Source organism: Streptomyces mangrovisoli (assembly GCF_000974985.2).
Classification (GTDB): Bacteria; Actinomycetota; Actinomycetes; order Streptomycetales; family Streptomycetaceae; genus Streptomyces; species Streptomyces mangrovisoli.
The window spans coordinates 19,545-32,413 of record NZ_LAVA02000046.1; the positions used below are offsets into that span (position 1 = coordinate 19,545).

Genomic DNA, 12,869 nt, shown 5'->3' on the forward strand with positions numbered 1-12,869 from the left:
TCGAAGGCTCTCTTTCGGTACGCGGTGGGTGCGGCGGTCAGGTGCGTTCGATGACGGTGGCGATGCCCATGCCCGCGCCGACGCACAGGGTCGCGAGGCCGCGGCGCCCGCCGGTGCGCTCCAGCTCGTCGAGCAGGGTGCCGAGGATCATGGCTCCGGTGGCGCCCAGCGGGTGGCCCATGGCGATGGCGCCGCCGTTGACGTTGACCCTCTCGTCGGGCACCTTCAGGTCGCGCTGCCACTTCATGACGACCGCGGCGAAGGCCTCGTTCAGCTCGAACAGGTCGATGTCGTCGACGTCCAGGCCGGCGCTCGCGAGGACCTTGCGGGTCGCGGGGGCGGGGCCGGTGAGCATGATGGTCGGCTCGGCGCCGGTGACGGCGGTCGCCACGATGCGGGCGCGCGGGACCAGGCCGAGGCGTTCGCCGATCTCGCGGGTGCCGATCAGGGTGAGGGCGGCTCCGTCGACGATTCCGGAGCTGTTGCCGGCGTGGTGGACGTGGTCGATCCGCTCCAGGTGGTGGTACTTCTGCAGGGCGACCGCGTCGAAGCCGGCCTGCGCGCCGACGGCGGCGAAGGAGGCGGGCAGCGCGGCGAGGCTCTCGGCGGTGGTGCCGGGCCGGCGGTGTTCGTCGTGGTCGAGGACCAGGACGCCGTTCAGGTCGCGGACGGGCACGATCGACTTCCGGAAGCGGCCCTCGCGCCAGGCCGTGTCGGCGCGCTCCTGCGAGCGGGCGGCGTAGGCGTCGACGTCCTCGCGGCTGAAGCCCTCCATGGTCGCGATCAGGTCGGCGCCGATGCCCTGGGGCACGAAGTACCCGTCGTACGCGGTGGTGGGATCCTGCGCGTAGGCGCCGCCGTCGGAGCCGATCGGGACCCGCGACATCGACTCGACGCCGCCCGCCAGAACCAGGCTCTCGTAGCCGGAGGCGACCTTCTGTGCGGCGAGGTTGACGGCCTCGAGACCGGACGCGCAGAACCGGTTGACCTGGACGCCGGCCACCGTATGGGGCAGTCGCGCGACGAGGGCGGCGGTGCGGGCGATGTCGCCGCCCTGCTCCCCCACGGGCGAGACGACGCCCAGCACGATGTCGTCGATCAGTTCCGGGTCGAGGGCCGGGTTGCGTTCCTGGAGCGCGTGGATGAGGCCCGCGACGAGATCGACGGGCTTGGTGCCGTGCAGCGCGCCGCCGCGGTTCTTGCCCCGCGGCGTTCGTACGGCGTCGTAGATGTAGGCGTCGGACACGACGCCCCCTTTCCTGGGATCGGGACGAGGTGGTGGGGCGGGGGTCTACAGGCCCAGGTCGCGGCCGACGATCTCTTTCATGATCTCGGTGGTGCCGCCGTAGATGGTGGTGATGCGCGAGTCGAGGTAGTCCTGGGCGATGCGGTATTCGCGCATGTAGCCGTAGGCGCCGTGGAGTTGGAGGCAGCGGCCGACGACGGCGACGTAGTTCTCGGTGGCCCAGAACTTCGCGGCCGCCGCGTCCACGGCGGTGAGTTCGCGGCGGGAGTGCCGGGCGAGGAGGTCGTCCAGGTAGGCGCGGCCGACCCGGGCGGTGGTGACCATCTCGGCCAGTTCGAAGCGGGTGTTCTGGAAGGTGCCGATCGGTCGGCCGAACGCGGTGCGCCCCTTGACGTACTCCAGGGTGCGTTCGAGCACCCCCTCGAGGGAGGCCACGGCGTTGGCGGCGATCGAGATGCGTTCCTGGGGGAGGTTGCGCACGAGCGACTTGAAGCCCGATCCCTCCTCGCCGAGCAGGTTGCAGTCCGGTACGCGGACGTCCAGGAAGAACAGTTCGCTGGTGTCCTGGGCGTGCAGGCCGATCTTCTCCAGGTTGCGTCCGCGGGTGAAGCCCGGACGGTCCGCCTCGATGACCAGGAGGCTGATGCCGCCGTGGCGGTCCTCGCCGGTGCGGACCGCGGTGACGACGAGGTCGGCGTTCTGGCCGTTGGAGATGAAGACCTTGCTGCCGTTGACCACGTAGTCGTCGCCGTGGCGGACGGCGGTGGTGGTGATGCCGGCCAGGTCGCTGCCCGTTCCCGGTTCGGTCATCGCCACCGCCACGACGAGTTCACCGGCGGCGATGCCGGGCAGCCAGCGCGCCTTCTGGGCGTCATCGGTCAGGTCGGTGAAGTAGGGCACGACGATGTCGTTGGAGAGCGTCACCGCGGCGAGGGCGTCCGAGGCGGGGTGGCGGGAGAACTCCTCGCCGATCACGGCGTTGAAGCGGTAGTCGTCGACCCCGCCGCCGCCGTACTCCTCGGGGATGTTGAAGCCGAGGATGCCCGCCCGGGCCGCCTCCTCGAACAGGGAGCGGTCGACCTTGCCCTCGGCCCGCCACCGCTCGACGTGCGGGGTGGCGTGCTTGTCGGCGAAGGCGCGGGCCGTCTTGCGGAGGAGTTCGTGCTCGTCGTCGTAGAGCGGCCGGTCTGCGGAGATCACATGGGCCATCGGTGGTCCTGTTCTGTTCCGGGGCAGGGGTGCGGAAGGAAAGCGGCAGCACGGCGGGCGGCGGTGCCGGTCGCGGGGCCGCCGCGCAAGGGAGGGCGGCGGCGACGCTCAACGCGTGGGCACGAGGACCGGTTTGAGGGTCAGGCCCGCGCGCTGGTCGGCGACGGCGCGGTCGAAGTCGCCCAGGGCGTAGGTGGTCACCAGGCGGTCCAGGGGCAGGCGGCCCTGACGGTGGCGCCGGACCAGTTCGGGGATGAGGACCGAGGGTTCGGCGTCTCCCTCGACACAGCCGCGGAGTTGGAGCCCGCGCAGCATCAAGGACCGTATGTCGAGGGTGGTTTCGGCGGGCCCGAGGCCAGTCAGCGCCAGCGCGCCGCGTGGCCGCAGCAGGGTGAGGGCGCGGGCAATCGACTCGGGCCGCCCCGTGGTGTCCAGGGCGTGCGTCACCGGCGGGATCGGTTCGTCCAGCGAGGCCACGGCAGTGGCACCGAACCCGGCGCACAGCGCGCGGCGCGCGGCGACGGGTTCCGCCACGACGGCCTCGACGCCTTCGGACAGGGCGGTCAGCACCGCGGCGGCGCCGACGCCGCCCGCGCCGACGACCAGCAGCCGGTCGCCGGGGCGGGGGCGCAGCACGTTGAGCACCGCCCCCGCCCCGGTCAGGAACCCGCAGCCCAGGGGTGCGACCACTTCCGGCGGCGCGTCACCGACGGGTACGCAGGAGCCGGCCGGCGTCAGCGCGGCGGTGGCGAACGACGACTGGCCGAAGAAGGCGCCGAAGACCGGCTCGCTTCCGACGCGGATCGTCGACGACCTGTCCAGCCGCCGTCCGGAGCCGTTGAGCGCGCCGGCCCAGGCGCAGTACGCGGGATGCCCGCCCCGGCACTGACCGCAGCGCCCGCACGACGCGAAGGCGATCACCACCCGGTCGCCGACGGTGAGGCGGTCGACGGCCGAGCCGAGCCGCTCGACGGTGCCGCAGCCCTCGTGGCCGAGGACCGCCCGCCGCGCCCCGAGGTTCTCCCGGGTGACGAGGTCCGTGTGGCACACTCCGACGGCCTCGATCCGGACGATCACCTCGTCGGCGCGCGGTTCGTCAAGTTCGGCCTCGACGAGCTCGCTGGGCGCCGGGCCGTGCGAGAGCAGCGCGGATATCCTCATTCGCGCTCCAGGCCGAAGTAGAAGAGCCGGCCGCTCGCAAGCACTCCGTCGGCCTTGCCGTTCATCACGCCCATGAGGGTGGCGTCGTCGACCCGCTTGAAGTGGTCGAACACGGGCATGCCGTCGTAGACCATGGTGGCCGTCACCTCGCCGCGGAACTCGATGTTCCAGAGGCTGGCCTCTCCGCGGCCCGAGGTGGTGTCGGAGTAGAGGCTGCCGTCCTCGGTCCGGCAGATCAGGGGTTTGGCGTCGTGCAGGGCGTCGAAGCGTTTGCCGTGCCACCGGCTGCGGGCGAGCATCCGCTCGACTGGATGGCCGGTCGGGAAGGCGAAACCCCGCCAGGAGCCGAGCAGGTCCGCGGCGTCGACGGTGTCCAGGTCCCGCCACAGGGCGTCGAGTTCGCCCGGATCGACCGGTCCGGCCGCCACCCGCAGGACTCGCCACCGCTCGGACACGGAGGCTGTGAGGTCGTTCACCGCACACGCATCCGGCGCAGCAGGGCCAGTTGGCCGTTGGTGCGGCGGACGAAGCTCTCGACGGCCCCCGGTGGCGGGCCGAGCGGCATGAGGCGCTGCGCGGCGACGGTCTGGCTCTCGGTGTACTTGAGGATGCCCTCGGCGCCGTGGCGGCGCCCCAGTCCGCTGTCGCGCATCCCGCCCATGCCGGCCTCGATGCTGCCGGCCGCGGCCGCGGCGCCGTCGTTGATGTTGACCGATCCGCAGTGGATCCGCCGGGCCATCCGGTCGGCCGTGCGGGTGTCGCGCGACCAGATCGACGCGGACAGGCCGTAACTGCCCTGGTTGGCAAGGCTCACGGCCTCGTCGTCCGAGGCGAAGGGGTAGAGGGAGACGACGGGGCCGAACGTCTCCGCTCGGCAGACGGCCATGGCGTCGGTGACGCCTTCGAGGACGGTGGGAGCGTAGAACAGGGGGCCGATGTCGGGCCTGGGCCTGCCACCCGCGAGCGCGGTCGCGCCCTTCGCCACGGCGTCGCCGACATGATCCTCGACCGCCGCGAGCTGTGCCGCGGAGAGCAGCGATCCGACGTCCGCCGAGTAGTCGTAGGTCGGCGCGAGCCGCAACTTCCCTGTCAGGTGCACGAGTTCGTCACGGAAGGCGTCGTACACCCGCTCGTGCACGTAGACGCGTTCGATGTGGATGCACATCTGGCCGGTGTTCGCGAAGGCGGCGACGACGGTGCCGGCCGCCGCGGCGGTGACGTCGGCGTCGGCGCGCACGATCAGCGGGTTCTTGCCGCCGAGTTCGAGGGAGCAGCCGACCAGTCGCCGGGCGGCGCGCTCGGCGACGGTGCGCCCGGTGGCCGTCGAGCCGGTGAAGCAGACGTAGTCGGCGGCGTCGACCACGGCGCTGCCCACGACTTCCCCGTCTCCGGCCACGATCCGCCACAGCCCGGCGGGCAGACCTGCCTGCGCCATCAGCTCCCGCGTCCACAGCAGGGTCAGCGCGGTCTGCGAATCCGCCTTGGAGACAACGCCGTTGCCGGCGAGGAGCGCGGGAAGCACGTCTCCCACTCCGAGATAGAGGGGGTAGTTCCACGGCGAGACGATGCCGACCAGCCCCCTCGGCACCCGTACTTCCCTGACCTTCGTCAGGCCGGGGACCATGCCCCGCACCCGCCGTGGGGCCAGGTAGCGGCGGGCCCTGCGGGCGTAGTGCCGGGCGATCGCGGCGACCTGCGCGACCTCCTGCCAGGCGTGGTAGCGCGCCTTTCCGGTCTCCCACTGGATCAGGTCGAGGACTTCGTCCTGCCGCCGCAGCAGCAGGTCGTGGAAGGCGAGCACGATGGCGGCGCGACGCCCGATCGGCGTGTGCGCCCAGGTGTGTCGGGCCTCCGTGGCGGTTGCGGCCGCGGCGGCGACGTCCCGCGGGTCGCAGGCGGGGACGGGCGGGAGGGGCGACAGATCGTACGGCGCCAGGGCGGTCACCGCGCCGGGGGCGGGACGCCCCTCGCGGGCCCCCTCCTGGTGCACCCACGCGCACCAGCGCTCGATCAGTTCGTCGGTCACCCATGCGGGTCGTGAATTCGCCATCCGGGGCGGAGGCGCTTCGATCTGGTCCTGCTCCGTGCTCATGGCGCTCCTAGGGATGCCGGACGGGACGGGGAAGGCGTGGTGGTTCTGCGGCGGTTCGCGGTGGCGCGGCCGGTGAGCGGGATCGGGCACCGGGCTGCGACAGCAGTGGCCTCTGAGGCGCGCAGAGGTCTTGCCGCCGCCGGATCACGTCGTTATGTTAATCAAAAATCACATCGGTGGACAAGCTTGCTGCCGCCCTCAACTGGCGCTCGATGTCAACAGGAACGGCACTGTCCGACCTACCTCGAAAGTAGGTAAGTGAATGACAAATCTCAGCAGAAGGCGCGCGATGACGCTGGGCGCCGCGCTGGGCCTGGTGGGCCTGACGAACGTGCCGCAGGCCTGGTCGTGGTCGTCCAGCGGCTCGATCGCCGCCACCGACACCGTCACCGACCCCTTCCAGGTCTGGGACCCCGCGGCCGACGACGTGGCGACCCGGCTCCTGGCCGACGGCTCCGTCCCGGCGGTCAACACGGCCTGGGAGTCCTGGGTCAACAACGCCGACGCCCTGCCCTCGGGGATGCCCGCCTACCTCACCAGCTACCTCACGCAGGTCAACAAGCTGCCGTCATGGGCCGATCCCGCACTGCTCGCCGCCTCCGAGACGCTCTACGTCCGCCTGAGCAGCTACCTGTTCGTGTCCGAGAGCCTCGGCAGCGGGATCCTGAGCACCGTGATCCCGCGCGAGGCCCGAGCCGTCTACTGGTCCGCAGGCGGCGCCGACATGAAGGCCCGCGCGGCCAAGACCTTCACCTTCGGCTACGACCTCCACAACGGCAACGCCTGGAAGAACAACGGGCACTTCGTCGTCACCGCCAACAAGACGCGCCTGGTCCACGCGGCGGTCCGCAACCTGCTGCCCACCTCGGCCCACTTCTCGGCCACCGCCGACCAGCCGAAGCCGATCAGCAACGGCGACATCCTGCGCACCTTCCACTCGGTCGCCACCGTCGCGCACAACAACATGAAGAAGTGGGGCATCCCGCTGTCGGCCGCGGAACAGGCCGCCGACCTCCACGCCTGGCAGGTGGCCCTCAGCCTGCTCGGCGTCCAGGAGCAGTTCATCCCCGCCAGCTGGTCCGCCGCGCAGACGCAGGCGAGCCAGATGCTGTGGCCGGTAGTCGCCCCCACCACCGAGGGCATCGACCTGGCCAAGACGCTCCTCGGATACGTCGAGGACCCCGTCGCCGGCCTCGACACCGGATTCGTCAGCGAGTTCACCCGCTACCTGATCGGCGACCAGTACGCCGACTGGCTCCACCTCCCCCACGACCTGGTCTCCCGCGCCCTGATCCAGACCGCCTGGCCGCTGTACGTCGCCTTCCGCGAGGGGCTCTCGCCCATCGTGCCGGACGGCTTCTACCTCTTCGACCAGACCCTGCGCGGCATCGCGATGCTCTTCCTCAACAACGGCACCTCGCCGACGCAGACACCGATCACACTCCCCACCGCGAACCGGCCCGGCGCCTGAGCCGGCCCGCCCCTCGTACGACGCCCCGTGACCGTCCCCACCGGCCGCGGGGCGTCGCCGCGCCACGCCGACCGGGACCGCATCGTCCATGGCGGCTCCGGCATCCGACCGCACGCCGCGGGGCCTCTCCCGGAAGCGGCGTCCGCCGCACGACGCCGCTCTCGCACCATGCCCTAGACACCCAGGGCGGCCACGACCAGAGCCGTCACGGTGTCCCGGTGCTCGACCGAGTCCTGCCAGTGCAGCCTGCGCCCGGCCTCGACCACGACACCGAATCCGGCGTGCACCAGGACCCGCGCCTGGCGCGGGTCCAACTCCGGCCGCGCCGCGCGCAGTTGCTGCTCCCACAGATCGACGTGCTCACGCTGCGCGAGGATCAGGGGCTGCTGCACGTCGGCCGGCAGACCGCGGATCTCGGCTTCGGCGACGCTGGTGAGCTCGGTGTGCTCGAAGCTGTAGGCCACGTACGCCGCCGCCAGGGAGAGCACGGCGTCGTGCGGGTCGGTCACCTCGCCCAGGCCCTGGTCGACCGTCTGCGACAGCAGCGCCGCCGCCTGCAGGCACGCCGCCACCAGGATGTCCACCTTGGTGGGGTAGTGACGGTAGAGGGCCGACGGGGCCAGCCCCACCGCCTCGGCGATCTGCCCGTTGGTGACCTTCACGAACCCGTCGCGCGCGAAGAGCGGAATGGCGGCCGCGAGAATCTCCGCGCGTCGCGTGCGCGGCACGGGCCGGACGGGCAGTTCCGTGCGGCGCGGTCCCTCCACGGTCCGCGCCGGATCACTCGTGCACACCCGCAGGGCGGACGCCACCAGCACCTCTTCCAGACGGCGTTGGGTGAGGGAGACATGGTGCATCGTGATGGACCCGATCGCCCCGAGGGCGGCCGCTGCGTGCAACTCCGGGTCCGGCACGGCGTACTCCTCGCGCACCGCCTCGGTGACCCGGCCGACGACCCGCCCCAGCTTCACACCGAGCAGGCGGCGGTCCTCACGGACCAGGTAACGCGCCTCCCACCGGTACAGACCGCCCGACGCCCGATGGGCGACCGCGGCCCGGGCGACACCGCCCAGCACCCGCTCCAGACCGGCTCCCGGCGGTAGCTCGTCGACCGCCGCCAGGAGTTGGTCCGCGTTGACGTGCGCGCACTCGGCGAACAGGGCGTACTTGTTGGGGAAGTGCCGGTAGAGGGCCGCCGCGCTGATCCCCACGTCGGTGGCGATCTCCTCCATGGACGCCGCGTGATAGCCCCGCTTGCTGAACACCCGTCCGGCGGCCTCGACGATCAGTTGCCTGCGGTTGCGCGGTCTGGTGGCCGCGATCGGATCCGTGTTCACCGGCAGGCGGACATACGGGGAGACAGTGCCATGCGCCCTAGTGAATCACAAGGCGATCGAGGCCCAGAACCCACCGCCGCGCCGACGGCGCCCAGGCCGCCTGCGCCCCGGCGCTGTTGCCGCGCGAAAGAGTCCCGGTACCGTGAAAGGCACCATGAACACGACCGCCCTGGACTCCCTGCTCGCGCGCGCCGTCGCCCGCCCCGAGACCGAGGAGAAGCTGTCCCGGCAGATCCTGGACGCCGCGGTGGAGCAGTTCACCACGTTCGGTCTGCGCCGCTCGTCGGTGGACGACGTCGCCAAACGGGCGGGCGTCTCACGGGTGACGGTCTACCGGCGGTTCGGCACCAAGGACCGTCTGGTCGAGGCGTGCCTGGTGCGCGAGGCCGGCCGCTTCTTCCATGAGCTGGACTCCGCCGTGGCCGGCCTGCCGACCATGCGGGACAGGATCGTCGAGGGTTTCGCGGTCGCCCTGCGCCACACCCGGGCACACCCGCTGTTCGGCGGGCTGCTCCGGATCGAACCCGACGTGGTCCTGCCCTACCTGACGGTTCAGGGCGGTCCGGCGCTCGCCGCGACGACGGAGTATCTCGCGGGACACCTGCGGCGGGCCCGGGAGGCCGAGGGCCTGCCCGAGTCCGACCCGCGCCCCGTGGCCGAGCTGATGGTGCGGGTCGCGGTGTCGTTCCTGCTCAACCCGGCCGGCTGCATCGGGCTCGACGACGACGACCAGGCGAGGGCCTTCGCCGGCCGGTACCTCGCGCCGCTGCTCGACGCGTGAGCTGACGGCTCGAACGCTGCGGCACGCACGACGCCGGAGGCGAGACCGGCGCCCCACCGGCCGCCGGTGGCGCGGACCGGCTCCGTCACCGCGCCTCCTCGCCGGCCGGCCCCGGCAGGGGTCTTTCGTGCGCCCAGTGCGGGCCCAGGTCGTCGAGGGTCCAGCCGAAGGGGTAGGTGCGGGGCTTCGGCCGGTGCGGCCGGTGTTCGGGCCGGGAGGGCAGCCGTCGTACGAGAGCGGCGCGGGCCCGCAGGGCGCGGTGGGCCGCCGTGCGCAGCCAGAGAGGCTGGCGATGCAGACCGAGCGCGGTCAGCAGCGGGCCGTCGAGCAGGGCGAGCACGACGCGTGAGACGAACGGACGCAGGAGGCGCGGGTAGAGGTCGACGACGACCCGAAGCGTCGCGGCGGCGACGCGCCGGTTGGCGGGGTCGTAGGCGAACTTCTCCTTCTCGTAGGAGTCGAGGAGCTGCTCGAACCCGGTGTAGTCGTCGGGGAGTTCCGTGATGCCCATCATCTCGCCCATGCGGCGGCCCACTTGGGCGAGGCTCTCGGTCTCCTGCCGGCACAGGGGGCGCCAGCCGTACCGGTCGATCCAACGCTTGGGTCCCACCACGGTGGTGGCGAGGACGTACAGGTAGTCCTCGTTGGCGATCCGGTAGCGGCCGTGGATGCGGTTGAGGTGCTGCGCGGTGGCCCGGCCGTGCTCGGAGTCGAGGCCGTCGCGCACCATCTCGTAGGCGATGAGCACGGTGTCGTCGTACCGCTTGCGCCCGGTGCGCTCGAACTCCTGGGTACGGTCGAGGAGTCGGGAGATGCGGGGGATGCCGTAGTCCCGCAGGAACGCGACGGACACGCCCTGGAGGTAGTCCCACGGGAACTCGTACTGGGTGGTCCACCAGAATATCTGCTGGTAGTCACGCCGGGGGTCCAGGGCTTCGATGCGGCGCAGCCGGGTGTAGCGGCCCATGAGCTGTCTCCTGTCGCGGCCCGTTGCTCACGGTGGCGCCGGCCGCCGAGTCCGGAACCGGGCTCGACGGCGAGGGGCCCGGAGCCGGGTTCCGTCGAAGTGGCGGGAGGTGCGGGGCGGATCGCCGAGGGCGGCGAAGATACAAAAACTATTCACTTGTCTCACCGGAGGCGTCAACACCTCGGCGGGACAAGGGAGACGAGGGCGATCTCAGGAACGTGTCCGGTGGCCCACGGTGGACAGGGCGATGGCAACGTAGCGCTCCGCGAGCGTGGCCGGGGTCAACGGCCCTTGCGGGCGGTACCAGTTCACAACTCCCTGACACATGGTCAGGACCGCGCGCGCCGCGTCCACGGGGTAGGGGGTGGTGAACGCCCCGAGGTCCACGCCGTCCTGCACGCTGTGCCGGAGCATGGCCTCCAGTTCGTCGCGCAGTCCGACGTAGCGTGCCCGGTTGTCGGGTTCAAGGCTGCGGATCTCGGTGTCGAGGAAGGCCAGCGGTCCGCGGTGGGCCATGTAGAGCACGACGCACTCGACCAGGGCCCGGAAGCGGGCCACCGGGTCGGTGGCGTCCTTCGCCGCGTCGCGGCAGCGCCCGAGCACCGCCCGCATCGACCCCATGAGCAGTTCGACCAGCAGCGCCTGCTTGTTGTCGAAGTGGTAGTACAGCGTGGGCACGGTGACCCCGATCCGGCGCGCGATCTCGCGCACGCTGGTGCCGTGGTAGCCCTGCTCGTCGAAGACCTCCAGGGCGGCGGCCAGGATGGGCGGCAGTTCCAGCGGCCCGTACGTCCGCCAGTCCTCGTGCCCGTCCGCACGCAGTGCCGCCACCGCTTCCGCCATGACCGGTGCCTTCCGTCCGCCCGCTTCCGGCGCCGAGTCTATCGATCATCGAGGCCGTACTCGCGGTTGCGGCGGTATCGGTCGACCAGAACCCGCTTGAGCAGCTTGCCGGTCGGCGTGCGCGGAAGGCTGTCGACGAAGTCCACGTGGCGCGGCGCCTTGTAGTGGGCGATCCGCTCCCGCACGTACGCGATCAGCTCGCGCTCCAGATGCGGTCCCGGTCGGACGCCGGGCTCGACGGCGACCACCGCTCTGACCTCCTGCCCCATCTCCGGATCGGGCAGCCCGATCACGGCCGTGTCCGCCACCTTGGGGTGCAGGGCCAGCGCGTTCTCGACCTCCTGCGGATAGATGTTGACTCCCCCGGAGATGATGACGAAGTCGCGCCGGTCGGCGAGGAAGAGATACCCCTGCGCGTCGACGTGCCCGACGTCACCGGTGGTGGTCCAGTACGGGTGGAGGGGGTGCTGCGCGGCGCGGGTCCGTTCGGGATCGTTGTGGTACTCGAAAGCCGGCTCGTCGCGCTCGAAGTAGACGGTGCCGACCTGGCCCGACGGCAGTTCCCGGCCGTCGTCGGCGCAGATCCTCAGCGTCCCCAGCAGGGCACGGCCCACCGAGCCGGGCCTGCGCAGCCAGGCTGCGGTGTCGATGAAGGTCAGCCCGCTGCCCTCGGTCGCCGCGTAGTACTCGTGGACGATCGGTCCCCACCAGTCGATCATCGCCCGTTTGACGTTCACCGGGCAGGGCGCCGCGGCATGGATGGCGACCCGCAGCGACGACAGGTCGTACCGGGTGCGCACCTGCGGGGGCAGCTTCAGGGCGCGTACGAACATGGTCGGCACCCACTGGGTGTGGGTGACCCGGTGCCGCTCGATGGCGGACAGCGCCCGTTCCGCGTCGAAGTGCCGCATCATCACGACGGTGCCGCCGTAGGCGTGGACCACGCCGCCGAAGCGCAGCGGGGCGGCGTGGTAGACGGGTGCGGGTGACAGGTAGACGGTGTCCGGGCCGAATCCGTACAGGGGGCCGAACAGCGCGGTCGGGATGTCGCCCGGCTCGTGCACCTGACGGTCCGGCAGCGGAGGCTTGATGCCTTTGGGACGACCGGTGGTGCCGGACGAGTAGAGCATGTCGGCGCCGCGCGGCTGGTACGGCCGTGGCGTGGCGGACACGGCCGCCAGCGTCGCCGTGTAGGAGTCGTGCCCCGGTACGTCTCCGCCGAAGGCCAGCCGCAGCGCGACGCCGGGTGTTTCGGCCGCCACCGCCCGCGCCAGTTCCCCCAGTTCGGCGGAGACCACCAGGGCACGTGCCCCGCTGTCGTTGATGACGTAGGCCACCTCGGCGGGGGCGAGGTGGCGGTTGACGGCGGTGACGTACAGGCCTGAGCGCAGCGCCGCCCAGTACACCTCGAACACCTCGACGGCATTGTCGGACACCACGGCCACCACGTCGCCGCGGGCGAGGCCGGCGGCGCGCAGAGCGTTCGCCAGCCGGAGCGAGTTCTGTTCCAGTTCGGCGTAGGTGAGCGTCCGGCCGGTCTCCGCCATGACGACCGCGGGCCTGTCGGGGGACGTACGGACGTGTGCTCCCGGATACACAAGGCACCTCCTCGACCTGAGATTCGCGCTTGCCGCGCAAGTTCTCTACTGAGCGATCGCTAGAATCGGGAATGTGCTGCGAGGCGCAGCCTAGAGCGCATCAGGTCACCCAACAACGCTTCCAACGGCCAAGGTTGAGTTCCGGCCGAAGCATTGACCACCCC

General features: G+C 71.5%; 11 protein-coding genes. 2 read left to right on the forward strand and 9 right to left on the reverse strand.

The features are described 5' to 3' along the window. Positions 1 to 37: 37 nt before the first annotated feature. From WN71_RS20255 to WN71_RS20275, 5 genes are all read right to left on the reverse strand, one after another. Positions 38 to 1,246 (reverse strand): acetyl-CoA C-acetyltransferase, encoded by a 1,209-nt coding sequence (locus WN71_RS20255; RefSeq protein ID WP_046581918.1) that lies wholly within the window; start codon positions 1,244 to 1,246, stop codon positions 38 to 40. Positions 1,247 to 1,291: 45 nt separating this feature from the next. Then, positions 1,292 to 2,455, reverse strand: a complete 1,164-nt coding sequence (locus tag WN71_RS20260; RefSeq protein ID WP_046581919.1) for an acyl-CoA dehydrogenase family protein — start codon at positions 2,453 to 2,455, stop codon at positions 1,292 to 1,294. Positions 2,456 to 2,563: 108 nt separating this feature from the next. Next, a complete protein-coding gene (locus WN71_RS20265) occupies positions 2,564 to 3,616 on the reverse strand; it encodes an alcohol dehydrogenase catalytic domain-containing protein (RefSeq protein WP_046581921.1) in 1,053 nt (350 codons plus the stop codon). Then, a complete protein-coding gene (locus WN71_RS20270) occupies positions 3,613 to 4,092 on the reverse strand; it encodes a DUF4334 domain-containing protein (protein WP_206300106.1) in 480 nt (159 codons plus the stop codon). The genes WN71_RS20265 and WN71_RS20270 overlap by 4 nt, the downstream gene beginning before the upstream one ends. Continuing rightward, positions 4,089 to 5,708 (reverse strand): succinic semialdehyde dehydrogenase, encoded by a 1,620-nt coding sequence (locus tag WN71_RS20275; RefSeq protein WP_046581923.1) that lies wholly within the window; start codon positions 5,706 to 5,708, stop codon positions 4,089 to 4,091. The genes WN71_RS20270 and WN71_RS20275 overlap by 4 nt, the downstream gene beginning before the upstream one ends. Positions 5,709 to 5,997: 289 nt before the next feature. Between WN71_RS20275 and WN71_RS20280 the strand changes: the two genes are divergently transcribed. Continuing rightward, positions 5,998 to 7,179, forward strand: coding sequence for an oxygenase MpaB family protein (locus WN71_RS20280; protein ID WP_476756013.1), 1,182 nt, complete (start codon positions 5,998 to 6,000; stop codon positions 7,177 to 7,179). Positions 7,180 to 7,352: 173 nt separating this feature from the next. On the opposite strand, the gene WN71_RS20285 is transcribed toward WN71_RS20280, so the two are convergent. Then, a complete protein-coding gene (locus WN71_RS20285) occupies positions 7,353 to 8,516 on the reverse strand; it encodes a TetR/AcrR family transcriptional regulator (RefSeq protein WP_046581927.1) in 1,164 nt (387 codons plus the stop codon). Positions 8,517 to 8,670: 154 nt separating this feature from the next. Here WN71_RS20285 and WN71_RS20290 point away from each other — a divergent pair, with 154 nt between their 5' ends. Continuing rightward, positions 8,671 to 9,297 (forward strand): TetR/AcrR family transcriptional regulator, encoded by a 627-nt coding sequence (locus WN71_RS20290; protein WP_046581929.1) that lies wholly within the window; start codon positions 8,671 to 8,673, stop codon positions 9,295 to 9,297. 85 nt (positions 9,298 to 9,382) lie between these two features. On the opposite strand, the gene WN71_RS20295 is transcribed toward WN71_RS20290, so the two are convergent. The 3 genes from WN71_RS20295 to WN71_RS20305 form a co-directional block, all read right to left on the reverse strand. After that, positions 9,383 to 10,264: an oxygenase MpaB family protein gene (locus WN71_RS20295; RefSeq protein ID WP_046581931.1), complete on the reverse strand. Its 882-nt coding sequence runs from the start codon at positions 10,262 to 10,264 to the stop codon at positions 9,383 to 9,385. A gap of 210 nt (positions 10,265 to 10,474) precedes the next feature. Next, positions 10,475 to 11,107, reverse strand: a complete 633-nt coding sequence (locus WN71_RS20300; protein WP_046581932.1) for a TetR/AcrR family transcriptional regulator — start codon at positions 11,105 to 11,107, stop codon at positions 10,475 to 10,477. A 38-nt stretch (positions 11,108 to 11,145) separates the two neighbouring features. Then, positions 11,146 to 12,705, reverse strand: coding sequence for an acyl-CoA synthetase (locus WN71_RS20305; RefSeq protein ID WP_046581934.1), 1,560 nt, complete (start codon positions 12,703 to 12,705; stop codon positions 11,146 to 11,148). Positions 12,706 to 12,869 lie beyond the last annotated feature (164 nt).

Bases quoted from the DNA above. Each gene is read 5' to 3' on its own strand.
- WN71_RS20300 (WP_046581932.1), bottom strand. From the start codon at position 11,107: ATGGCGGAAGCGGTGGCGGCACTGCGTGCGGACGGGCACGAGGACTGG.
- WN71_RS20290 (WP_046581929.1), top strand. From the start codon at position 8,671: ATGAACACGACCGCCCTGGACTCCCTGCTCGCGCGCGCCGTCGCCCGC.
- WN71_RS20275 (WP_046581923.1), bottom strand. From the start codon at position 5,708: ATGAGCACGGAGCAGGACCAGATCGAAGCGCCTCCGCCCCGGATGGCG.
- WN71_RS20295 (WP_046581931.1), bottom strand. From the start codon at position 10,264: ATGGGCCGCTACACCCGGCTGCGCCGCATCGAAGCCCTGGACCCCCGG.
- WN71_RS20265 (WP_046581921.1), bottom strand. From the start codon at position 3,616: ATGAGGATATCCGCGCTGCTCTCGCACGGCCCGGCGCCCAGCGAGCTC.
- WN71_RS20280 (WP_476756013.1), top strand. From the start codon at position 5,998: ATGACGCTGGGCGCCGCGCTGGGCCTGGTGGGCCTGACGAACGTGCCG.
- WN71_RS20260 (WP_046581919.1), bottom strand. From the start codon at position 2,455: ATGGCCCATGTGATCTCCGCAGACCGGCCGCTCTACGACGACGAGCAC.